Annotated in this window: 18 protein-coding genes; 14 read left to right on the top strand and 4 right to left on the bottom strand. The window is 62.1% G+C overall.

Translation table 11 applies throughout. From position 1 onward, the window contains the following. The first annotated feature begins 21 nt into the window (after window positions 1-21). The 14 genes from HX866_RS29840 (at window position 22) to HX866_RS29775 (ending at window position 19043) form a co-directional block, all read left to right on the top strand. Window positions 22-198, top strand: coding sequence for a hypothetical protein (locus HX866_RS29840; RefSeq protein ID WP_003176118.1), 177 nt, complete (start codon window positions 22-24; stop codon window positions 196-198). After that, window positions 182-3136, top strand: coding sequence for a sensor histidine kinase (locus HX866_RS29835; protein WP_177105895.1), 2955 nt, complete (start codon window positions 182-184; stop codon window positions 3134-3136). The genes HX866_RS29840 and HX866_RS29835 overlap by 17 nt, the downstream gene beginning before the upstream one ends. Window positions 3137-3158: 22 nt before the next feature. Further along, entirely contained in the window at window positions 3159-4595 is a 1437-nt protein-coding gene (locus HX866_RS29830; RefSeq protein ID WP_177124137.1) for a sigma-54-dependent transcriptional regulator, read from the top strand. Window positions 4596-5336: 741 nt separating this feature from the next. Beyond that, entirely contained in the window at window positions 5337-6719 is a 1383-nt protein-coding gene (locus tag HX866_RS29825) for a polynucleotide adenylyltransferase PcnB (RefSeq protein ID WP_177090252.1), read from the top strand. A 4-nt stretch (window positions 6720-6723) separates the two neighbouring features. After that, window positions 6724-7212, top strand: coding sequence for a 2-amino-4-hydroxy-6-hydroxymethyldihydropteridine diphosphokinase (gene folK / locus HX866_RS29820; protein WP_177090254.1), 489 nt, complete (start codon window positions 6724-6726; stop codon window positions 7210-7212). Window positions 7213-7628: 416 nt separating this feature from the next. Then, window positions 7629-8429 (top strand): 3-methyl-2-oxobutanoate hydroxymethyltransferase, encoded by an 801-nt coding sequence (panB, locus tag HX866_RS29815; protein WP_177090256.1) that lies wholly within the window; start codon window positions 7629-7631, stop codon window positions 8427-8429. Beyond that, window positions 8426-9286 carry a pantoate--beta-alanine ligase gene (gene panC, locus HX866_RS29810; RefSeq protein WP_177124138.1) on the top strand — a complete coding sequence of 287 codons (861 nt, stop codon included), beginning with the start codon at window positions 8426-8428 and terminating at the stop codon, window positions 9284-9286. Before panB ends, panC begins: the two co-directional genes overlap by 4 nt. 105 nt (window positions 9287-9391) lie before the next feature. After that, the gene (gene panD, locus HX866_RS29805) at window positions 9392-9772 is read left to right on the top strand and encodes an aspartate 1-decarboxylase (RefSeq protein WP_177090260.1); all 381 of its coding nucleotides are present in this window, start codon (window positions 9392-9394) and stop codon (window positions 9770-9772) included. A gap of 248 nt (window positions 9773-10020) precedes the next feature. Continuing rightward, window positions 10021-11685, top strand: a complete 1665-nt coding sequence (gene pgi / locus HX866_RS29800; RefSeq protein ID WP_177090262.1) for a glucose-6-phosphate isomerase — start codon at window positions 10021-10023, stop codon at window positions 11683-11685. A 108-nt stretch (window positions 11686-11793) separates the two neighbouring features. After that, window positions 11794-13731, top strand: coding sequence for an acetate--CoA ligase (gene acs, locus HX866_RS29795; RefSeq protein ID WP_177090264.1), 1938 nt, complete (start codon window positions 11794-11796; stop codon window positions 13729-13731). A 44-nt stretch (window positions 13732-13775) separates the two neighbouring features. After that, a complete protein-coding gene (locus HX866_RS29790; protein ID WP_177140980.1) occupies window positions 13776-14648 on the top strand; it encodes an oxygenase MpaB family protein in 873 nt (290 codons plus the stop codon). Window positions 14649-14693: 45 nt separating this feature from the next. Next, on the top strand, window positions 14694-15710 hold the full coding sequence (locus HX866_RS29785) for a class I SAM-dependent rRNA methyltransferase (protein WP_177140979.1): 1017 nt from the start codon (window positions 14694-14696) through the stop codon (window positions 15708-15710). Between the two features lie 109 nt (window positions 15711-15819). Continuing rightward, on the top strand, window positions 15820-18747 hold the full coding sequence (locus tag HX866_RS29780; protein ID WP_177140978.1) for a DUF748 domain-containing protein: 2928 nt from the start codon (window positions 15820-15822) through the stop codon (window positions 18745-18747). Between the two features lie 2 nt (window positions 18748-18749). Then, window positions 18750-19043 (top strand): DUF2845 domain-containing protein, encoded by a 294-nt coding sequence (locus HX866_RS29775; protein WP_177140977.1) that lies wholly within the window; start codon window positions 18750-18752, stop codon window positions 19041-19043. Between the two features lie 153 nt (window positions 19044-19196). Here HX866_RS29775 and HX866_RS29770 read toward each other — a convergent pair whose 3' ends face one another. From HX866_RS29770 to truB, 4 genes are all read right to left on the bottom strand, one after another. Further along, complete coding sequence (locus tag HX866_RS29770; RefSeq protein WP_177090274.1) at window positions 19197-19550, bottom strand: BON domain-containing protein; 354 nt, start codon at window positions 19548-19550, stop codon at window positions 19197-19199. 293 nt (window positions 19551-19843) lie between these two features. Further along, window positions 19844-21949 (bottom strand): polyribonucleotide nucleotidyltransferase, encoded by a 2106-nt coding sequence (pnp, locus tag HX866_RS29765; RefSeq protein WP_177090276.1) that lies wholly within the window; start codon window positions 21947-21949, stop codon window positions 19844-19846. 211 nt (window positions 21950-22160) lie between these two features. Continuing rightward, window positions 22161-22430, bottom strand: coding sequence for a 30S ribosomal protein S15 (gene rpsO / locus HX866_RS29760; protein WP_177090278.1), 270 nt, complete (start codon window positions 22428-22430; stop codon window positions 22161-22163). A gap of 143 nt (window positions 22431-22573) precedes the next feature. Then, entirely contained in the window at window positions 22574-23491 is a 918-nt protein-coding gene (truB, locus tag HX866_RS29755) for a tRNA pseudouridine(55) synthase TruB (RefSeq protein ID WP_177090280.1), read from the bottom strand. Between the last annotated feature and the right edge of the window lie 2 nt (window positions 23492-23493).

Below are 23493 nucleotides of genomic sequence, written 5' to 3'. Positions count from 1 at the left end.
ACACAATAAAGAGAGGCCGGGATGTACATCTATCGCTTGGTCCTGCTGCTGGTGGTCGGGATCTACCTGTTCTCGCCGGCCATCATGGACTGGTGGATCGACGCCACCGGCGCCTGGTATCGCCCTTATCTGCTCTGGCTGATCCTGATCGTCGTGACCTTCATCCTGCAGAGCCAAAAAGATGCCGATGAGCTTTAGCCTGACCCAGATGCTGCTGATCAGCGCCGCGTACCTGCTGGCGTTGTTCGGGGTGGCCTGGATCAGTGAACGCGGGGTGATCCCGCGCTCGATCATCCGCCACCCGCTGACCTACACCCTGTCCCTGGGCGTGTACGCCAGCGCCTGGGCGTTTTATGGCACGGTGGGCCTGGCCTATCAGTATGGCTACGGTTTTCTCTCCAGCTACCTCGGGGTCTCCGGCGCCTTCCTGCTGGCGCCGGTGCTGCTCTACCCGATCCTGAAGATCACCCGCACCTACCAGCTGTCGTCCCTGGCCGACCTGTTCGCCTTCCGTTTCCGCAGCACCTGGGCCGGCGCCCTGACCACAGTGTTCATGCTGATCGGCGTGCTGCCGCTGCTGGCGTTGCAGATCCAGGCAGTGGCCGACTCCATCGGCATCCTCACCCGCGAACCGGTGCAGCATCGGGTGGCCCTGAGCTTCTGTGCGCTGATCAGCCTGTTCACCATCTTCTTCGGCTCGCGCCATATCGCCACCCGGGAAAAGCACGAAGGCCTGGTGTTCGCCATTGCCTTCGAATCGGTGATCAAGTTGATCGCCATCGGCGGAGTCGGCCTGTATGCCTTGTACGGGGTGTTCGACGGCCCGCAGCAGCTTGAGCTCTGGCTGCTGCAGAACCAGACCGCCCTGGCCGCCTTGCACACGCCCCTGCAGGAAGGCCCGTGGCGCACCCTGCTGCTGGTGTTCTTCGCCTCGGCCATTGTGATGCCGCACATGTATCACATGACCTTCACCGAGAACCTCAACCCGCGCTCGCTGGTCAGCGCCAGCTGGGGCCTGCCACTGTTCCTGCTGCTGATGAGCCTGGCGGTGCCGCTGATTCTCTGGGCCGGGCTCAAGCTCGGCGCCACCACCAACCCGGAATATTTCACCCTCGGCATCGGCATTGCCGCCAACAACGAGGCCCTGGCCCTGCTGGCCTACGTCGGCGGACTCTCGGCCGCCAGCGGGCTGATTATCGTCACCACCCTGGCGCTCTCGGGCATGGCCCTGAACCACCTGGTGCTGCCGCTCTACCAGCCACCGGCCGAAGGCAATATCTATCGCTGGCTGAAGTGGACGCGGCGCGCCCTGATCGTCGCCATCATCATGGCCGGCTATGGTTTCTACCTGCTGCTGGGCGCCGAGCAGGACCTCGCCAACCTGGGCATCGTCGCCTTCGTCGCGACCCTGCAATTCCTCCCTGGCGTGCTCTCGGTACTCTACTGGCCGACCGCCAACCGACGCGGTTTCATCGCCGGCCTGCTGGCTGGGATCATCGTCTGGATGGTGACCATGCTGCTGCCGTTGATCGGCAACCTGCAGGGTTTCTACGTACCGTTGTTGAACATGATCTACGTGCTCGACGACACCAGCTGGCACATGGCGGCCATCGCCTCGCTGGCGGCCAACGTGCTGATGTTCACCCTGATCTCACTGTTCACCAGCGCCAGCCCCGAAGAGGCCAGCGCCGCCGAAGCCTGCGCGGTGGACAATGTGCGTCGCCCGCAACGCCGTGAACTGCACGCGGCCTCACCGCAGGAGTTCGCCACCCAACTGGCCAAGCCGCTGGGGGCCAAGGCCGCGCAGAAAGAGGTCGAACAGGCCCTGCGGGATCTCTACCTGCCTTTCGATGAGCGTCGGCCTTATGCCCTGCGCCGCCTGCGCGACCGCATCGAGGCCAACCTGTCCGGGCTGATGGGCCCCAGCGTGGCCCAGGACATGGTGGAAACCTTCCTGCCCTACAAGGCCGGCGGCGAAAGCTACGTCACCGAAGACATCCACTTCATCGAGAGCCGCCTGGAAGACTACCACTCGCGCCTCACGGGCCTCGCCGCCGAGCTCGACGCCCTGCGCCGCTACCACCGTCAGACCCTGCAGGAACTGCCGATGGGCGTCTGCTCCCTGGCCAAGGATCAGGAGATCCTGATGTGGAACAAGGCCATGGAAGAGCTCACTGGCGTGGCCGCACAACGGGTGGTCGGCTCTCGCCTGGGCACCCTCGGCGAACCGTGGAAGGATTTGCTGCAAGGTTTTATCAACCTACCGGACGAACACCTGCACAAGCAGCACCTGGCCCTCGACGGCCAGACCCGCTGGCTGAACCTGCACAAGGCGGCAATCGACGAGCCGTTGGCGCCGGGCAACAGCGGCCTGGTGCTACTGGTCGAAGACCTCACCGAAACCCAGATGCTCGAAGACAAGCTGGTGCATTCCGAACGCCTGGCGAGCATCGGGCGACTGGCGGCGGGCGTAGCCCACGAGATCGGCAACCCGATCACCGGCATCGCCTGCCTGGCGCAGAACCTGCGCGAAGAGCGCGAGGACGACAGCGAGCTGACCGAAATCAGCGGGCAGATCCTCGAACAGACCAAGCGCGTTTCGCGCATCGTCCAGTCGCTGATGAGCTTCGCCCACGCCGGCAGTCACCAGCATAACGACGAGGCCGTCTGCCTGGCCGAGGTCGCCCAGGATGCCATTGGTCTGCTGGCCTTGAATCGGCGCAACTTCGAAGTACAGTTCTTCAACCTGTGCGATCCCGAGCACTGGGTCGACGGCGATTCCCAACGCCTGGCCCAGGTGCTGATCAACCTGCTCTCCAACGCCCGCGACGCCTCACCGGCCGGTGCGGCGGTGCGGGTCAAGAGCGAAGCCTTCGAACACACCATCGACCTGATCGTCGAGGACGAAGGCACTGGTATCCCGAAGAACATCATGGACCGATTGTTCGAACCCTTCTTCACCACCAAGGATCCTGGCGAGGGCACCGGACTGGGCCTTGCTCTGGTCTATTCCATCGTTGAAGAGCATTATGGACAAATCACCATCGACAGCCCGGCTGACATCCAAAGCCAACGTGGCACCCGTATCCGGGTCACCCTGCCGCGTCATGTCGAAGCGACGTCCGCTGTGAACTGAGACCGTCGAGAGAACCGAATCAATGCCGCACATTCTGATCGTCGAAGACGAAACCATCATCCGCTCCGCCCTGCGTCGCCTGCTGGAACGTAATCAGTACCAGGTCAGCGAAGCCGGTTCGGTGCAGGAAGCCCAGGAACGTTTCAGCATCCCCTCGTTCGACCTGATCGTCAGCGACCTGCGCCTGCCCGGCGCACCCGGCACCGAACTGATCAAGCTCGGCCAGGGCACGCCCGTGCTGATCATGACCAGCTACGCCAGCCTGCGCTCGGCCGTGGACTCGATGAAAATGGGCGCGGTGGACTACATCGCCAAGCCGTTCGACCACGACGAGATGCTCCAGGCCGTGGCCCGCATCCTCCGTGATCGTCAGGGCAGCCAAGGCGCGCCGGCAGAAAAAGTCGCCGGCAAGGGCAATGGCACGGCGGAAAAAGCCGGTGCCAACAACACCAATGGTGAAATCGGCATCATCGGCTCCTGCCCGCCGATGCAGGACCTCTACAGCAAGATCCGCAAAGTCGCCCCCACCGACTCCAACGTGCTGGTCCAGGGCGAGTCGGGCACCGGCAAGGAACTGGTGGCCCGCGCCCTGCACAACCTGTCCAAGCGCGCCAAGGCACCGATGATCTCGGTCAACTGCGCGGCCATCCCGGAAAGCCTGATCGAGTCCGAACTCTTCGGTCACGAAAAAGGCGCCTTCACCGGGGCCAGCGCCGGTCGCGCCGGCCTGGTGGAAGCGGCGGACGGCGGCACCCTGTTCCTCGACGAAATCGGCGAGTTGCCCCTCGAAGCCCAGGCGCGTCTGCTGCGGGTATTGCAGGAAGGCGAGATTCGTCGCGTCGGTTCGGTGCAGTCGCAGAAAGTCGATGTGCGCCTGATCGCCGCGACCCACCGCGACCTCAAGAGCCTGGCCAAGATCGGCCAGTTCCGTGAAGACCTTTACTACCGCCTGCACGTTATCGCACTGAAGCTCCCAGCTCTGCGTGAGCGCGGCGCCGACGTCAACGAGATCGCCAGCGCCTTCCTCGCCCGCCAGAGTGCACGGGTGGGTCGCACCGACCTGCGCTTCGCCCCTGACGCCGAGCAAGCCATTCGTCATTACGCCTGGCCGGGTAACGTCCGTGAACTGGAGAATGCGGTCGAGCGAGCGGTGATCCTGTGCGAAAGCCCGGAAATTTCCGCCGACCTGCTGGGCATCGACATCGAACTCGGCGATCTGGAAGAGGAAGAATTCATCGGCCTGGCGCCGCAACAGGCCAGCACCAGTAACGCCAGCCACGAGCCGACCGAGGATCTGTCACTGGAAGACTACTTCCAGCACTTCGTCCTCGAGCACCAGGACCACATGACCGAGACCGAACTGGCACGCAAACTCGGGGTCAGCCGCAAGTGCCTGTGGGAACGGCGCCAGCGCCTGGGCATTCCACGGCGCAAGACCGGAGTGGCCAGCGAGAGCTGAACCGGGCGCGCGCCCACAGGTAACACTGCTTCTTGTGAAAAAACTGTTACCCCAGGATTTTCACGTAACAAAAGCCGGGTCTATCGGTAACGAAGATCCGGCTTTTTTTGCCCTGGAAAAAACCATTTTCTCGGGGAAACCCAATGTTTACGGGGTTTCGAAAAAGTTGGCACGGCACCTGCTATAGCTTTGGTACAAGAACAATAACAAGCAATGCACCAGACAATAAAAACAAGACGTATCGACTCACGCAAAATAAAAACAACACGGCGAGAGGCGTAGCTAACTGATTCTTTTGGAGAAGTACTGTAATTGGGGCTTGCCCCACGACCAGGCCGAGAACAATAAAAACTGCCCTCAAAGCAGCGCCTGAACTGGTTGGATCCTCTGGATCATGACACTACAGCGATCAAAGCAATCCGTTTGCTCTTGGCTCCCGATTGGGAGAGCCCACAGGCTTGAAGCCTAGTGGCACAGGGCGATCAACAAAAACAAGAAGCCCGCAACCATAATAAAAATAGAGCACGCAACTACTTCTGGGGGAGCTTCGGCTCCCCTTGTAGTTCCTGAACGATTCAGGCATTCCTCTCCCCCACCCTCAAGCGTTCAACGCTTGCCGCTCGGGGCTTGCAGCTCGAAGCTGCACCTTCCTACACCATCCCTCGACTAAATGCTAGAATCCTCGCCCATCGTGCGGTCATTCTTTGAAGTGGCCGAATATTCCTTCAAACAGTGCCTCCCATGCTGAAGAAGCTGTTCCAGTCATTACGTTCTCCCTCGCGTCGAACGCCACATAAACGCAGCACCCCTGAAGTGCTCAATAGCGGCCAACACTCGCTGCAAAAGGCCCAGTTCAGCCGGTACGCGGTCAACATCGTCGAACGCCTGCAGAACGCCGGCTACCAGGCCTACCTGGTTGGCGGTTGCGTGCGCGACATGCTGCTCAATATCACGCCCAAGGATTTCGACGTCGCCACCAGCGCCACGCCGGAGCAGATCCGCGCCGAATTCCGTAACGCCCGGATCATCGGTCGCCGTTTCAAACTCGTGCATATCCACTTCGGTCGGGAAATCATCGAGGTCGCGACCTTCCGCGCCAACCACCCGCTGGACGAAGACGAGGACAGCAACCAGTCCTCGCGTAACGAAAGCGGGCGGATCCTGCGCGACAACGTCTACGGCACCCTCGAAGACGATGCCCAGCGCCGCGACTTCACCATCAACGCGCTGTATTACGATCCGGTCAGCGAGCGCATCCTCGATTACGCCAACGGCGTACACGATATCCGCAATCGCCTGATCCGCCTGATCGGCGACCCGACCCAGCGCTACCAGGAAGACCCGGTGCGGATGCTGCGGGCCGTGCGTTTCGCCGCCAAGCTGGACTTCGGTATCGAGAAGCACACCGTCGCGCCGATTCGCAAGTTGGCACCGATGCTACGCGAGATCCCCTCGGCACGGCTGTTCGAGGAAGTGCTCAAGCTGTTCCTCTCGGGTTATGCCGCCAGCACCTTCGAAATGCTGGTCGACCTCAATCTGTTCGAACCGCTGTTCCCGGCCAGCTTCGAGGCCCTGGAACACAACCCGACCTACACCCACACGCTGATCAGCGAAGCCCTGATCAACACCGACCTGCGCATCCAGCAGAACAAGCCGGTGACCCCGGCGTTCCTGTTCGCCGCCTTGCTCTGGCCGGCACTGCCTGGCCGTGTGTTGCGCTTGCAGGCGAAGGGTATGCCGCCGATTCCGGCGATGCAGGAAGCCGCCCACGAATTGATCAGCGAACAGTGCCAGCGCATTGCGATTCCGAAGCGCTTTACCCTGCCGATCCGCGAGATCTGGGACATGCAGGAGCGCCTGCCACGGCGTAGCGGCAAGCGTGCCGACCTGTTGCTGGAGAACCCGCGCTTCCGCGCCGGCTACGACTTCCTGCTGCTGCGCGAAACCGCCGGCGAGGAGACCGACGGCCTGGGCGAATGGTGGACGGACTACCAGGATGCCAATGATGCCGGGCGGCGCGACATGATCCGCGACCTGGGCAGCAAGGACGACGGTACTGGCCCGCGCAAACGCCGACGCAGTACCGCCGGCAAGCGCAAGCGTGCTGCTGGTACGGACGAGTAAGTCGATGGAACACGTGTATATCGGGCTGGGCAGCAATCTGGCGGACCCGGCGGAGCAGTTGCGCAACGCCGTCCAGGCCCTGGGGCAACTGCCCGACACGCTGCTGGTGGGCGTTTCCGCGTTCTACCAGAGCGATTCGCTGCTACCCGGCCAGCCGCGTTACACCAATGCCGTCGCCGCCCTCGACAGCGGCCTGGCGCCCCTGGCGCTGCTGGACGCGTTGCAAGGCATCGAAATCGACCAGGGTCGTGAGCGCCATGAGCGCTGGGGGCCACGGACCCTCGACCTGGACATCCTGTTGTTCGGTGAGCGCCTGATCGACGAACCGCGCCTGAAAGTCCCGCATTACCACATGCAGGCCCGGGCGTTCGTGCTGTATCCCCTGGCGGAACTGGCCCCGGCCGATTTGCAGCTGGCCGATGGCCGCAGCCTCAAGGCGCTGCTGGCGGATTGCCCGTTCGTCGGCCTCGAACGCCTCCCAACAATGGCATGATCCACCTGTGTGGCGAGCGGGCTTGCCCGCGTTCGGCTGCGAAGCAGTCGCAAAACCGATCACCGCGGTCTATCTGACACAGCGCGATCACGGGTTTCAGGGCCGCTTCGCGCCCCAGCGCGGGCAAGCCCGCTCGCCACAGGTACTGTGCCAGTACACCACCGACCGCCGCGCCCTACCCTGCTGAATCGCATCAGTCGTGCCGGTAACACTCCCGGCGTAACATTGCGGTAACACACACGATTGACTTCCCCAGTTCTCCTCACGACTATAGGCGTCCCGTTGCCGCCCCTGCGGCGTTTAAAGGGCGCAATCCAGGCTTTTGCAAGCACGACATCAGAACGTGCGCCTGTATACACGACGAATCACGCGCGTTACTCGCAGTCATTTGCACGGCGCCTAATGAGGACTTTTTCATGCCAGACATTACCCTGACCACCCTGCAAGGCCTCAAGCAAAAGGGTGAAAAAATCACCATGCTGACCAGCTACGACGCCACCTTCGCCCACGCCAGCTGCGCGGCCGGTGTCGAAGTGCTGCTGATCGGCGATTCGCTGGGCATGGTTACCCAAGGGCATGACAGCACGCTGCCAGTCACCGTCGCCGACATCTGTTACCACACCGCCAGCGTCAAACGCGGCAACCAAGGCGCCTTTATCGTCGCCGACCTGCCGTTCATGGCCTACGCCACCCTCGAGCAGACCTTCCACAACAGCGGCCTGCTGATGCAGGCCGGGGCGCACATGGTCAAGGTCGAAGGCGCCGCCTGGCTGGCCGAATCCATTCGCCAACTGGCCGAACGCGGTGTCCCGGTGTGCGTGCACATGGGCCTGACCCCGCAGTCGGTCAACCTCTTCGGCGGCTACAAGGTCCAGGGTCGCGGCGAAGCCCAGGCACGGCAGATGCGTGCCGATGCCATCGCCCTGGAACAGGCCGGTGCGGCGATGATCCTGCTCGAATGCGTACCGAGCGAACTGGCCGCGGAAATTACCCAGGCGGTAAAGGTGCCGGTGATCGGCATCGGCGCCGGCAGCGCCACCGACGGCCAGGTCCTGGTCCTGCACGACATGCTCGGCCTGTCCATCAGCGGTCGCGTGCCCAAGTTCGTGAAGAACTTCATGGCCGGCCAGGACAGCCTGCATGGCGCCCTCAGCGCCTATGTCAGCGAAGTCAAAGCTGCCACCTTCCCAGGGACCGAACACGGATTCAGCGCATGAACACAGTCAAGACCGTTCGTGAACTGCGCGCCGCCGTGGCTCGCGCCCGCAGCGAAGGCAAGCGCATCGGTTTCGTGCCGACCATGGGCAACCTGCACAGCGGCCACGCGGCCCTGGTGACCAAGGCGGCCCAGCGCGCGGACTTCGTGGTGGCGAGCATTTTCGTCAACCCGCTGCAATTCGGCGCCAACGAAGACCTCGACAAGTACCCACGGACCCTCGCCGCCGACCAGGAAAAACTGCTCCAGGCTGGCTGCCATCTGTTGTTCGCCCCCAGCGTCGAGGAAATGTACCCCGGCGGCATGGGCGGACAGACCTGCGTCAGCGTTCCGCAACTGTCCGATGGCCTGTGTGGCGCCAGCCGCCCCGGGCACTTCGAAGGGGTCGCGACGGTGGTCAGCAAACTGTTCAACATGGTCCAGCCAGACCTGGCGGTGTTCGGCCAGAAGGACTTCCAGCAACTGGCGGTGATCCGTCAGCTGGTGCATGACCTGAACATGCCGATCCAGATCATCGGCGAACCGACGGTGCGCGCCGCCGACGGCTTGGCGCTGTCCTCGCGCAACGGTTTTCTCAGCGAAGAGCAACGGGCCAAGGCGCCGGCGCTGTATCGCAGCCTGAAGCAGATCGCCGAGGCCATCGAACAGGGCGAACGCGACTATCCCAAGCTGTTGGCCGAGCAGACCCGCGAGATCGAAAGCGCCGGTTTTCGCGGTGACTACCTGGAAATCCGCCACGCCCTGAACCTGCGCCCGGCCACCGCCGAGGACCGTGACCTGGTGATCCTGGTCGCGGCCTTCCTCGGCACCACGCGCCTGATCGACAACCTGCACCTGAACCTCGACAGCCCGGCCTGACCGCCCGATTGCCCGGCCCCACGGCTTCGGGCAAACTGCCGCCGCCCGGCGCCACGTCCCCTGAATGCGTGGCGCCGCTCGAGGATCCGACCAAGGAAACACCCCATGCACGCCATCATGCTCAAAGCCAAATTGCATCGCGCCGAAGTCACCCACGCGGTGCTCGATTACGAAGGTTCCTGCGCCATTGACGGCGAGTGGCTGGACCTGGCCGGTATCCGTGAGTACGAACAGATCCAGATCTACAACGTCGACAACGGCGAGCGCTTCACCACCTACGCCATTCGCGGCGAGGAAGGTTCGCGGATCATCTCGGTGAACGGCGCGGCGGCCCACAAGGCCGGGGTCGGCGACCGGGTGATCATCTGCGCCTACGCCCACTACAGCGAGGCCGAGCTGGTCAACTTCAAGCCACGCATGCTGTACATGGCCCCCGGTAACGAACTGAGCCACACCAGCCACTCGATTCCGGTGCAAGTCGCCTGATCGCCGCTCGGCCACGCCGGTAAAAACGCCTTTCAGCCCTGAGAGTGCGAAAAAGTACCGAGTAAAGGTCAGACAAAGCCAAGACAGATGCAGGCGCGAGCGGTACTGTAATCGCCCCTGCATCATTCAACCGTGCTGACGCAGGTTGCCGGACACTGCCACAAACAAAAGCAGGACGTTCCGGCGTTTCTGGTGTCCAAAAAGCCAAATGTCCAAAAGGCAGCTCTCGTAAAAGGAAACCCGCAGCGATGGCGTACTACCGCACTCCTCACGACGTGACCAACCTGCCCGCTTGGCAGGCGTTGAACCAACACCGCGACAGCATGCACAACTTCAGCATGCGCGAAGCTTTCAATGCCGATCCGCAGCGCTTCAATCAGTTCACCCTCAGCAGCTGCGGGTTGTTCCTCGACTACTCCAAGAACCTGATCACCCAGGAAACCCGCAACCTGCTGGTGGGCCTGGCCAATGAAGTCGACCTGCAAGGCGCGATCAAGTCGCTGTTTGCCGGTGAACTGGTCAACGCCTCCGAAGGTCGTCCGGCCCTGCACACCGCCCTGCGCCGCCCGGTGGGCGACAAGCTCTCGGTCAACGGCGTCAACGTGATGCCCGACGTGCACAAAGTGCTGAACCAGATGACCGAGCTGGTCGGGAAAATCCACGACGGCCTGTGGCGCGGCTACTCCGAGAAGCCGATCACCGACGTGGTGAACATCGGTATCGGTGGTTCGTTCCTGGGTCCGGAACTGGTTTCCGAGGCGTTGCTGTCCTACGCCCATAAAGGCGTGCGCTGCCATTACCTGGCGAATATCGACGGCAGTGAGTTCCACGAGCTGTCGGCCAAGATCCGCGCCGAGACCACCCTGTTCATCGTCTCGTCGAAAACCTTCACCACCCTTGAAACCCTGAAGAACGCCCGTGCCGCCCGTGACTGGTACCTGGCCCAGGGCGGCTCCGAAGCCGAGCTGTACAAACACTTCATCGCGGTTTCGAGCAACAACGCGGCCGCCGTGGCCTTCGGCATCCGTGAAGAGAACATCTTCCCGATGTGGGACTGGGTCGGCGGGCGTTACTCGCTGTGGTCGGCCATCGGTTTGCCGATCGCCCTGGCCATCGGCATGTCGAACTTCAAGGAACTGCTGTCCGGGGCCTACACCATGGACCAGCATTTCCAGACCGCGCCGTTCGAACAGAACATGCCGGTGCTGCTGGCCCTGCTCGGGGTCTGGTACGGCAACTTCTGGGGCGCGCAGAGCCACGCGATCCTGCCGTACGACCACTACCTGCGCAACATCACCAAGCACCTGCAACAGCTGGATATGGAATCCAATGGCAAGAGCGTGCGCCAGGACGGCACGCCGGTGTCCACCGATACCGGTCCGGTGATCTGGGGTGGCGTGGGCTGCAACGGTCAGCACGCGTATCACCAGTTGCTGCACCAGGGCACCCAGCTGATCCCGGCCGACTTTATCGTGCCGATCGTCAGCTTCAACCCGGTGGCCGACCACCATCAGTGGCTGTACGCCAACTGCCTGTCGCAGAGCCAGGCGCTGATGCTCGGCAAGACCCGCGGCGAAGCGGAAAGCGAGCTGCGTGACAAAGGCCTGAGCGAGGCCGAGGTGCAGAAGCTGGCACCGCACAAGGTGATCCCGGGCAACCGTCCGAGCAACACCCTGGTGGTCGAGCGTATCAGCCCTCGCCGTCTCGGCGCCCTAGTGGCGATGTATGAACACAAGGTCTTCGTGCAGAGCGTGATCTGGGGCATCAACGCCTTCGATCAGTGGGGCGTGGAGCTGGGCAAGGAGCTGGGCAAGGGCGTCTACAACCGCCTGACCGGCAACGAAGAGTCTTCGGCCGAAGATGCTTCCACCCAGGGTCTGATCAACTACTTCCGCGGCCGTCATCGCGGTTGATCGCACTATCCCGGGCAGACCTGTCTGCCCGGGATGTCACCAAGCTTGAACCCCACCGCAACAGGGCGCACCCTTGAGACTTGTCGTAGACAAGAACAAGGAACCGCCATGTTCGATCTTCGCACCTACCCCAAGGCCGATGCCGTGCGCCAGGCCGCACAGCTGAGCCAGGACGATTACCAGCGTCTCTACCGCCAGTCCATCGACCACCCCGACACCTTCTGGGCCGAACAGGCCAAACGTTTTCTCGACTGGTCAAAACCCTGGGACAGCGTCCAGCACTGGGACCTGCACACCGGTCAGGCCAGTTGGTTCAGTGGCGCGCAGCTGAATGTCAGCTACAACTGCATCGACCGCCATCTCGCCAGCCGTGGCGACCAGATCGCCCTGATCTGGGAAGGCGACAACCCCAGCGAATCGGCGCAGATCACCTACCGCAAACTGCACCACAACGTCTGCCGGCTGGCCAATGTGCTCAAGGCCCGCGGCGTAAAAAAAGGCGACCGGGTGTGCATCTACATGCCGATGATTCCCGAAGCCACCTACGCCATGCTCGCCTGTGCGCGTCTCGGCGCCATCCACACGGTGGTCTTCGGCGGTTTCTCCCCCGACGCCCTGCGCGACCGTATCCTCGATGCCGACTGCCGCATGGTGATCACCGCCGATGAGGGCGTGCGCGGCGGCAAATATGTGCCCCTCAAGCAGAATGTCGACCAGGCGCTGCTCAGTTGCCCGAACGTGAGCAGCGTACTGGTGGTCGAGCGCACCCAGGCCGACGTGAACTGGGTCCAGGGCCGCGACCTCTGGTACCACGAAGCCCTGCGCGGTATCAGCGCCGATTGCCCGGTCGAACCGATGGACGCCGAAGACCCGCTGTTCATCCTCTACACCTCCGGCAGCACCGGCAAACCCAAGGGCGTGCTGCACAGCACCGGCGGTTACCTGCTGCAGGCCGCCATGACCTTCCAGTACGTGTTCGACTATCGCCCCGGCGAAGTCTTCTGGTGCACCGCCGATGTCGGCTGGGTCACCGGCCACAGCTATATCGTCTACGGCCCCCTGGCCAACGGCGCCACCAGCCTGATCTACGAAGGCGTGCCGAACTATCCGGATGCCTCGCGCTTCTGGCAGGTCATCGACAAACACCAGGTGAATATTTTCTATACCGCGCCCACCGCCCTGCGCGCCTTGATGCGCGAAGGTCCGGCGGCGCTGGAGAACAGCTCGCGGGCCAGCCTGCGTCTGCTCGGCAGTGTCGGCGAACCGATCAACCCGGAAGCCTGGGAATGGTATTTCAATGCCGTCGGCGAGCAGCGCTGCCCCATCGTCGACACCTGGTGGCAGACCGAAACCGGCGGCATCATGCTCACCCCGCTGATCGCCAACAGCCGCATCAAGCCCGGCTGCGCGACCCAGCCGATGTTCGGCGTGCTGCCGGTCCTGCTGGATGAGCAAGGCCAGGAAATCAGCGGCGCCGGCAGCGGCGTGTTCGCGTTGAAAAGCAGTTGGCCGGGGCAGATCCGCAGTGTCTACGGCGACCCGCAACGCATGCTCGAGACCTATTTCAAACCCTACCCCGGTTACTACTTCACCGGCGACGGCGCCCGCCGCGACGAGGACGGCGATTACTGGATCACTGGCCGTATCGACGATGTGATCAATGTTTCCGGCCACCGCATCGGCACCGCCGAAGTGGAAAGCGCCCTGGTGCTGCATGAAAGCGTCGCCGAAGCCGCCGTGGTCGGTTACCCCCACGACCTCAAGGGCCAGGGCCTGTATGCCTTCGTCACGCCGATGAAAGGCGTCGAGGCCGACGACACGCTCAAGAAAGCCCTGCTGGCCCTGGTCGGCAAGGAGATCGGCAGCTTTGCCAAGCCGGACCTGATCCAGTGGGCCCCGGCCTTGCCGAAAACCCGTTCGGGCAAGATCATGCGGCGTATCCTGCGCAAGATTGCCAGCAACGAACTGGACACCCTGGGCGACACCTCGACCCTGGCCGACCCGAGCGTGGTCGACGGCCTGATCGAGCAACGCCTGAACCCCTGACCCCAGCGGCGGACGCTGTTCGCCAGCCTGCTGACCGAGTGCCCATGGAATTCCTTCGCAGCCGTATCGAAACCCAGCTCATGAGCCTGACCGGCCTGTCCCTGGGCATGCTCGACCTGGAAAACCCCAAGGGCGACCCCGGTCTCTTCGGCCCGGACTCGGTGAGCTGGCAGGTCCATGGCGACTTCAGCAGCATGCTCATCGGCGGTATCAGCGCGCTGATGCTGCAAGCCCTGCATCCGCTGGCCCTGGCCGGGGTCTGGGACCACTCCAACTTTCGCCAGGACATGCTCGGGCGCCTGCGTCGCACCAGCCAGTTCATTGCCGGGACCACCTTCGGCTCAACCAGGGACGCCGAATGGCTGATCGACAAGGTCCGCACCATCCACTTGCAGGTAGTCGGCACCGCGCCGGATGGCCGGCCCTACGCCGCCAGCGATCCGCAACTGCTGACCTGGGTGCATGTGGCCGAAGTCAGCAGCTTTCTCAAGGCCCATCTGCGCTACCGCAACCCGCACCTGTCGCCGGCGGATCAGGACCGCTACTACGATGAAATCGCTGTCATCGCCGAACGCCTGGGCGCCCAGGACGTACCGCGCTCACGCCAGGCCATCGCCGAATACCTGCAACGCCTGCGCCCGCAACTGCTTTGCGATGCCCGTAGCCGCGAAGTGTTGCGCCTGCTGCTGGCCGCCCCCGCACCAAGCCGCCTGGCCCAGCCGTTCGGCAACCTGATGATGCAGGCCGGTATCGACCTGCTGCCGGACTGGGCCGGCGAGATGCTCGGCCAGTCACAAAACCCGCTGCAACGCCAGGTCATCCGGGCCGGGGTCAAACGCAGCGCACCGTTATTGCGCTGGGCGATGCGCAACGGTTCCGCCCAGCGCGCCAAACGCCGCATGGGCCTGATCCCCTGAAGGCTGGTAAACTTGCGCGCCAAATCCGACCCCAAGGCGCCGTGCATGTCTTCCTTGAACCAGGCGCTGCGCGCCGCCCTCGATCATCGCCAGGAACTGCTGGACGAGCTGCACAGCCAGGGCACCGACTGCTATCGCCTGTTCCATGGCAGCCAGGAAGGCGCCGGCGGCCTGACCATCGACCGCTACGGCCCGCAGTTGATGGTGCAGACCTTCCACCAGAGCCTGGAACGCGACGACCTGCTCGCGCTGCACACCACGATCAATCAATACCTGGGCCTGGACACCCTGCTGGTCTACAACGACCGCTCCCGGGGCAACTCGCGTATTGATCGTGAAGACACGGTCTATCGCGCCGACGCCGCCGCCCTGGCCGATCTGGTCGGCCATGAAGGCGGCCTGAACTACCGCGTCCGTGGCCGTCATGCCGGCCAGGATCCATTGCTGTTCCTCGACCTGCGTAACGCCCGCCACTGGGTCCGCCAGCACAGTGCCGGCAAGCGTGTGCTGAATCTCTTCGCCTACACCTGCGGCGTCGGCCTCAGTGCCGCAGCCGGCGGTGCCCGGGAGGTCTGCAACCTGGACTTCGCCGAGGGCAACCTGGCGGTCGGTCGGGAAAACGGCCAGCTCAACCCACACCTGGCGCCGATGGACTTTATCCAGTCCGACTACTTCCCCGCCATCCGCCAACTCGCCGGCCTGCCCATCAGCCAGCGTCGCGGCCAGAAGCTGCCCAGCTACCCGCGCCTGGAACAACGCCAATACGACCTGGTGCTGCTCGACCCGCCGGCCTGGGCCAAGAGCGCCTTCGGCACCGTCGACCTGCTGCGCGACTACCAGAGCCTGCTCAAGCCGGCCCTGCTGGCAACCGCTGACAACGGCGTGCTGATCTGCTGCAACAACCTGGCGAAAGTCAGTCTCGAAGACTGGCGCGAACAGGTACTGCGCTGTGCGGAAAAAGCCGGTCGCCCGGTCCGTGAATGGCAGGTGCTGGCCCCCGCCGCCGACTTCCCTTCCCATGACCTGCAACCCCCGCTGAAGACCCTGGTGCTGCACCTGTAGGAATGACTCGCAAACGCCCCTTGCTCCCTCAAAACAAGGGGCTTGCTTCGGAACCGCAAACGCATGCCATACTCCAAGGCACCTCCGACTGAGAGAGACGACGCCTCACATGCCCAAAGGATTGAAACGCGCCCTCGGCGCCTTGTTGACCGGCCTCGCGCTGTACACCGTGCTCGGGTTCCTGATTATCCCGGGGGTTGGCCTGCGCATCGCCAACCAGCAACTGGCGCATTACGCCACGGTGCCTGCCAGCCTCCAGCGCCTGGAGTTCAATCCCTTCAGTTTCGAGCTGACCCTGTGGGGCCTGAATATCGGTGAGCCGGGCAAGGAACAGGTCGCCTTCGAGCGTCTCTATGTCAACCTGCAGATCGACAGCCTCTGGACCCACGCCCTGCACCTGGCCGATATCCAGCTGGACAAACCCAACACCGAGGTGACGTTCAGCAAGGACGGCACCCTGAACCTCGCCCAGTTGTTCAAGCTGCCACCCAGCGAACCGACGCCGGCCGACCCCAACGCCAAGCCGTTCCCGGTGCGCATCGATCAGATCGAACTGGCCGGCGGACGCCTGCATTTCCAGGACCTGCGTCCCAGCGAGCCGATCGAATTCACCTATACCCCGATGGACCTGGCGCTGAAGAACCTCAGTACCCTGCCTGAAGACAACGCCGACATGACCCTGGTGGCAATCGGCGGCGAAGGCGGACGCATCGACTGGAAAGGCAACCTCAGCCTGGTACCGGTCGCCTCCGAAGGCTCGCTCAAGGTCACCGACAGCCATATGAAGGCCTGGTGGCCCTATGTGCGCGATGCCCTGCCGCTGGTGCTGGAAGACGGCGTCGTGAACCTCAGCACGGACTACAAGTTCAGCCTCGCCAAAGACACCGAGTTGCAGCTGAGCAACACCACCGTCAGCGTCGCGCCCTTCGCCATGAAGGCGCCGGATGGACGTCCCCTGGTACGTCTGGAGCGCCTGGACGTCAGCGAAACCAGCGTCGACCTGGCCAAACAGCAGGTGGTGGTCGGCAAGATCCGCAGCAACAAGCTCGAAACCTGGGCCGCCCGCGAGAAAGACGGGCAACTCGACTGGCAGAAACTCTTCGCCGAACAACCTGCCAAACCGGCGCCCAAGGAAGCTCCGGCAACCTCCGACACCGCCAAGACCGAACCACCGGCGCCGAGCAAGCCGTGGCAAGTCCTGCTCAAGGATGTGCAACTGCGCGACTACCGCGTGCACCTGGCCGACCGCGCACCGAAAACCGCCGTCGCCCTGGAGGTGGGTCCACTGAACCTGGACCTGGAGAATTTCGACAGCCTCAACCAGTCGCCCTTTACCCTCAAGCTCGACACCGGGCTGGGCAAGCAGGGCAAGATCCTCGCCAGCGGCGAAGTCGACCTGAACCCGATCAGCGCCAAGCTCAAGGTCAATACCCAGGATATCGACCTGCGGGTGGCCCAGGCCTATGTCGAGCCGTTCATTCGCCTGGAAGTGCGCAGCGGCATGCTCGGCAGCGACCTCGCGGTCAATCTGAAAGGCGTCGATCCGCTGGCTTTCAGCGTGACCGGCAAGGCCCAGGTCGACCAGTTGCACACCCTCGACACCCTCAAGAGCCGCGACTTCGTGAAGTGGCAGAAGCTGACGATCGATGGCCTGAGCTATCAGCACGGCGACAGCCTCTCGATCGACAAGGTCAACCTGCTGCAACCCTATGCGCGCTTCATGATCAACGATGACCGCACCACCAACATCGATGACCTGCTGATCCCGCAACCGGCCACGGCCAAGACCGCGAACAAACCCAAGGCGCAATCCACTGCGGCGAACAGCAAGGCGCTGGGTATCCACATTGGCGGCATTGCCATCAACGACGGTTCGGCCAACTTTGCCGACTTCAGCCTGACCCCCAACTTCGCCACAGCAATCCAGCAGCTCAACGGCCAGATCGGCACCATTGACAGCCGCCAGCCGAAACCGGCGGACGTCGATGTCAAAGGCAAGGTCGACCGCTATGCGCCGGTCACCATCAAAGGCGCCGTGAACCCGTTCGACCCAATGGCCAGCCTGGATATCGCCACCAGCTTCAAGCGCGTCGAGCTGACCACCCTGACCCCCTATTCCGGCAAGTTCGCCGGCTACCGTATCCGCAAGGGCCGACTCAATCTCGACCTGCACTACCTGATCACCAAGGGCCAGTTGAAAGCCGAAAACAAACTGGTGGTCGAACAGTTGCAACTGGGTGAGAAGGTCGACAGCCCGGATGCCGTGGACCTGCCGATCAAGCTGGCGATTGCCTTGCTCAAGGACTCCGACGGCAACATTTCCATCGAACTGCCGGTGACCGGAGACCTCAACAACCCGCAGTTCAGCGTAATGCCGATTGTCTGGCAGACCCTGCGCAACCTGATCGTGCGTGCCGCCACGGCACCGTTCAAATTTATTGGCGGGCTGATCTCCGGCGGCGACTCCCAGGACCTGAGCAACGTGTCCTTTGCTCCCGGCTCCAGCGAGCTGAGCCAAGACGCCCAGTCGTCCCTGACCAAGCTGGCGGCAGCCTTGAAGGAACGTCCCAACCTGCGCCTGGAGATCGAAGGCACCGCGGCCCAGAGCAGCGATGGCGCGCTGATCGCCCAGCAGCGCCTGGATCGTGAATACCAGGCCACCTACTACAAGATGCTCCAGCGCCGTGGTGACAAGGTGCCGGCCCAGGCCACGATGATCCAGGTGCCGGAAAGTGAGAAAGCGCCGATGCTCGAAGGCATCTACCGCACCTTGCTCAAGCAGCAACCCCCTGCCGAATGGGCGAAATTGGGGAGCGACGAGCGTAGCGCCAAACTGTTGGCCGGGGTGATCAGCACCTGGAGCGGGAATGCCCCGCTGCTACGCAAGCTCGGCCAGGACCGCGCCAGCAGCATCAAGGACTTCCTCGTGGACAAGGGTCAACTGGCCGATGATCGCGTGTACCTGATCGACGCGAACCTCGGCGAGGCGCAAAGCGATGGCCGCGTCGTCACCCCATTGCATCTGGATAGCGAGTAAGCATGTTCAAACCCATGATGTTCGGCCTGGCGCTGGCCTTGCTCGCCAGTCAGGCCCAGGCCGACACACTGCGCTGTGGCAGCCAGTTGATCAGCGTGGGAGACCGCAAGTCGGAGGTGCTCGACAAATGCGGCGAGCCGCGCTCCCAGGACATGCTGGGTTATCAACGCAGCTTCGACCGACGCACCGAGGTGCAGATCGAAGAATGGGCCTACCCCCAGAGTGGCGGCATGGTCCAGTACCTGCGCTTTGTCGGCGGGCGCCTGGAGCGTATCGACAGTAAGCGCGGTCACTGAGCCACGCCCAAATAGAACAGGCCCCGACGCACAACGTCGGGGCCTGCGGTTGGTCACTCCCTGTGACCGATCATCTGAACCTCAAGGCTCGGCAAGCGTACTACAAACCCACTTGCCTCACCCTAAAGCGGGCTCAGGCGAGTTCCCTGAGCGTTACTCGGTTTTCAGGCCTGCGGCCGAAACGTCTTTGACACCTTTGATTTTCTTGGTGATGGCCACGGCAGTGTCTTTCTGCGCGGAGGTCACCGGGGTCATGGACGACAGGGAAACCACACCTTTGTTGGTTTCAACCTTGATGTCGGTACCCGGAATGCCTTTTTCAGTCACCAGATCGGATTTGACCTTGGTGGTGATCCAGGTGTCAGAGCTCGCTTCCTCGACCTTGGTGACTTCACCGGCCGCGACAACCATCGGAGCTTGAGAAGTCGATTGGGCAGCGAATGCGGCATTGGCCAAGGTCAGGGTCAGAGCGGTGGCAGTAGCGGCAGCGATAGCGAACTTCTTCATACAAGTAACTCCTGTTCTTCTGGAAAATTCTGCGCCTCAATCCTGGCGGCAGGGTTATCTGTAAGGTTGCAGGCGCTGTGCCAACCCATGAAAACAGAATAATCCGTTATAAATCAACAAGTTAAAATTAACTGCAAAAATCGGAATCGTGCAGATTGCATGACCGGTCGCCAAACTGCATGCAAGTTGCGGGTTTGCCCGGCGAGCAACCCGCTGAAATCACGGACTTTTCCCGCGCCCATAAAAAAAGCACCCCGAAGGGTGCTTTTTCTCAGCCGGAAGTCGAAGCGCGATTAAACGCCCGACGCCTTGGCTGCTGCAACGTCCTTGATGGACAGCTTGATACGGCCGCGGTTGTCCACGTCCAGTACCAGCACTTCCACTTCCTGGCCTTCTTTCAGGATGTCGGTCACTTTCTCTACGCGAGCGTCGCTCAGCATGGAGATGTGAACCAGACCGTCCTTGCCTGGCAGGATGTTGACGAATGCGCCGAAGTCGACGATGCGCTCAACCTTACCGACGTAGATCTTGCCGATTTCAGCTTCCGCGGTGATGCCCAGGACGCGCTGACGAGCTGCTTCTGCCGCTTCCTTGGTTTCGCCGAAGATCTTGATCGAGCCGTCGTCTTCGATGTCGATCGAAGCCTTGGTCTCTTCACAGATCGCACGGATGGTCGCGCCGCCTTTACCGATGACATCACGGATTTTGTCGGTGTCGATTTTCATCGCGATCATGGTCGGAGCATTTTCCGACAGCTCGGTGCGGGACTGACCAATGATCTGGTTCATCTGGCCGAGGATATTCAGGCGCGCTTCCAGGGCTTGGCCCAGAGCGATTTCCATGATTTCTTCGGTGATGCCCTTGATCTTGATGTCCATCTGCAGCGCGGTAACACCTTTGGCGGTACCGGCTACTTTGAAGTCCATGTCGCCGAGGTGGTCTTCGTCACCCAGGATGTCGGTCAGGATGGCGAACTTCTCGCCTTCCTTGACCAGACCCATGGCGATACCGGCAACCGGTGCCTTCATCGGCACACCGGCGTCCATCAGGGCCAGGGAAGCACCGCAGACCGAAGCCATCGAGCTCGAACCGTTGGATTCGGTGATTTCCGATACCACACGGATGGTGTACGGGAATTCAGCAGCATCCGGCAGCATGGCCTGGACCGAACGACGGGCCAGACGACCGTGACCGATTTCACGACGACCTGCACCGCCCATGCGACCACACTCGCCCACCGAGAACGGAGGGAAGTTGTAGTGCAGCATGAAGGGGTCTTTTTTCTCGCCTTCCAGGGTGTCCAGCAGCTGTGCATCACGGGCAGTACCCAGTGTTGCAACAACCAGGGCCTGGGTTTCGCCACGGGTGAACAGGGCCGAACCGTGGGTCTTCGGCAGAACACCGACTTCGATGTTCAGCGGACGTACGGTCTTGGTGTCGCGGCCGTCGATACGTGGCTTGCCGTTGACGATGTTTTCGCGAACGGTGCGGTATTCGATTTCGCCGAAAGCCGCTTTCACTTCGCTGGAAGAAGGCTGGCCTTCTTCACCGGACAGCTTGGCAACGACCTGATCTTTCAGTTCGCCCAGACGTGCGTAACGGTCAGCCTTGACGGTGATGGTGTAAGCCTGGGAGATCGCGTCGCCGAACTCGGCACGGATCGCGCCCAGCAGCGCGGTGGCTTCTGGAGCGGCAGCCCAGGTCCAGGTTGGCTTGGCAGCTTCGGCAGCCAGCTCTTTGACAGCCTGGATCACCACCTGGAATTCGTCGTGGGCGAACAGTACGGCGCCCAACATCTGGTCTTCGGTCAGCTCTTTGGCTTCCGATTCAACCATCAGTACGGCTTCCGAGGTACCGGCAACGACCATGTCCAGGCTCGAAGCTTTCTGTTGCTCGTAAGTCGGGTTCAGCAGGTAGCCGGTGCTTTCGTGGAAAGCTACGCGCGCGGCGCCGATCGGGCCATCGAAAGGAATACCGGAGATGGCCAGGGCTGCCGAGGTACCGATCATCGCAGCGATGTCCGGATCGGTCTTCTTGCTGGTGGAAACGACGGTGCAGACAACCTGCACTTCGTTCATGAAACCTTCAGGGAACAGCGGGCGGATCGGACGGTCGATCAGGCGCGAAGTCAGGGTTTCTTTTTCGGAAGGACGGCCTTCACGCTTGAAGAAGCCACCAGGGATCTTGCCGGCAGCGTAGGTTTTTTCCTGGTAGTGCACGGACAGCGGGAAGAAGCCCTTGCTTGGGTCCGCATGCTTGGCACCGACAACGGTCACCAATACGCTGACGTCGTCGTCAACGGTGACCAAAACTGCGCCGGAAGCCTGACGGGCGATACGGCCTGTCTCGAGGGTAACGGTCGACTGACCGAACTGGAATTTTTTGATGACCGGGTTCACGGTGTCCTACCTTCTTTTGTGGCTCTTGGGGAACTTGTCTTCTTGCGAAATTCTTGGGCAACGGCGGGAATCGGCCCGACTGTGATTGTCCAGATACTGCCTTGGGGTAAAGCAGGTACTCAGATAAAACTAGAGGCTGGGAGCTTGCCATGCGCCTGCGGGAAACCCACTGACACACGGCAAACAACCAACCTCATAGCGCAATCGCTGATTAGCGACGCAGACCCAGGCGACCGATCAGAGCGCTGTAACGGCTCACGTCTTTGCCTTTCAGGTAGTCCAGCAGCTTACGACGCTGGTTAACCATGCGGATCAGACCACGACGGGAGTGGTGATCTTTACCGTTGGCCTTGAAGTGACCTTGCAGTTTGTTGATGTTGGCGGTCAGCAGTGCAACTTGCACTTCTGGCGAACCAGTATCACCAACGGCTTGCTGGTAGTCGGTAACGATTTGAGCTTTTTCTTCAACGTTGAGAGCCATGAGGCAATCCTTTTATCAAGAAACTGTTTCAAAAAAACAGTTTCAACAGGCCAGGGACAAATCCCTGTATCTATAAATGAGCAGTGACCGTGCCTGTTGACAGCCACCCTCTCCAGCCTGCTTTGACACAGACTGGTTTCCGGTCATTCTGACCGAATCAGTCGACGCGGCGCGATGCGCCCGTCTTCGCTCACTTCACCGATACCGATGAAACGACCGTTGTGATCCTGTACCCGCACCATGCCGAACTTCGGTGCATCCGGAGCACGTACCGGCTGGCCGTTGAGCCAGTAGAACGCACTGTGCTCGGAAAAATGCAGCAGCGGCCAGTCTAGCAGACCACTGTCCGAGGGCATGAGGAAGCGATCAACCGCTTCATTGCCACCTTCGGCATGCACGGCCTCGAGCTCTTCCAGCGTAACGGTCTGGGGCAAGGTGAAGGGGCCGGCCTGGGTCCGTCGCAATTCAGCCACGTACGCGCCACAACCGAGCTTCTCACCGATATCCTCCACCAGGGTACGAATATAGGTGCCCTTGCTGCAGTCCACCACCAGCCGGGCAGTATCACCCTCGCTGGCCAGCAATTCCAAGCGCGCAATAGTAACAGAACGCGGTTCACGCTCCACTACTTCACCGGCACGGGCCAGCTTGTACAACGGCTGTCCGTCACGCTTGAGCGCTGAGTACATCGGCGGTATCTGACTGATTTGACCGCGAAATTCCGGCAACACCGCTTCAATATCGGCACGACCAACGGTCACCGGGCGCGTCTGCAAAACGTCGCCTTCAGCGTCCGCGGTGGTGGTGGTCTTGCCCAGTTGCATCAGGGTTTCGTAACCCTTGTCGGAATCGAGCAGGTATTGCGAGAACTTGGTGGCCTCGCCAAAGCACAGCGGCAGCACACCGGTGGCCAGCGGATCGAGACTGCCGGTGTGGCCGGCCTTCTCGGCGTTGAGCAACCAGCGAACCTTCTGCAGGGCCGCGTTGGAGGTGAACCCCAACGGCTTGTCCAGCAGGATGATGCCGCTGACATTACGACGGATACGTTTGACCTGAGCCACCG

The organism is Pseudomonas gingeri (genome assembly GCF_013386165.1).
Taxonomy (GTDB): Bacteria; Pseudomonadota; Gammaproteobacteria; order Pseudomonadales; family Pseudomonadaceae; genus Aquipseudomonas; species Aquipseudomonas gingeri_C.
Note: the sequence above shows the minus strand (reverse complement) of the source record. Positions and strands in the feature narration are given on the sequence as shown.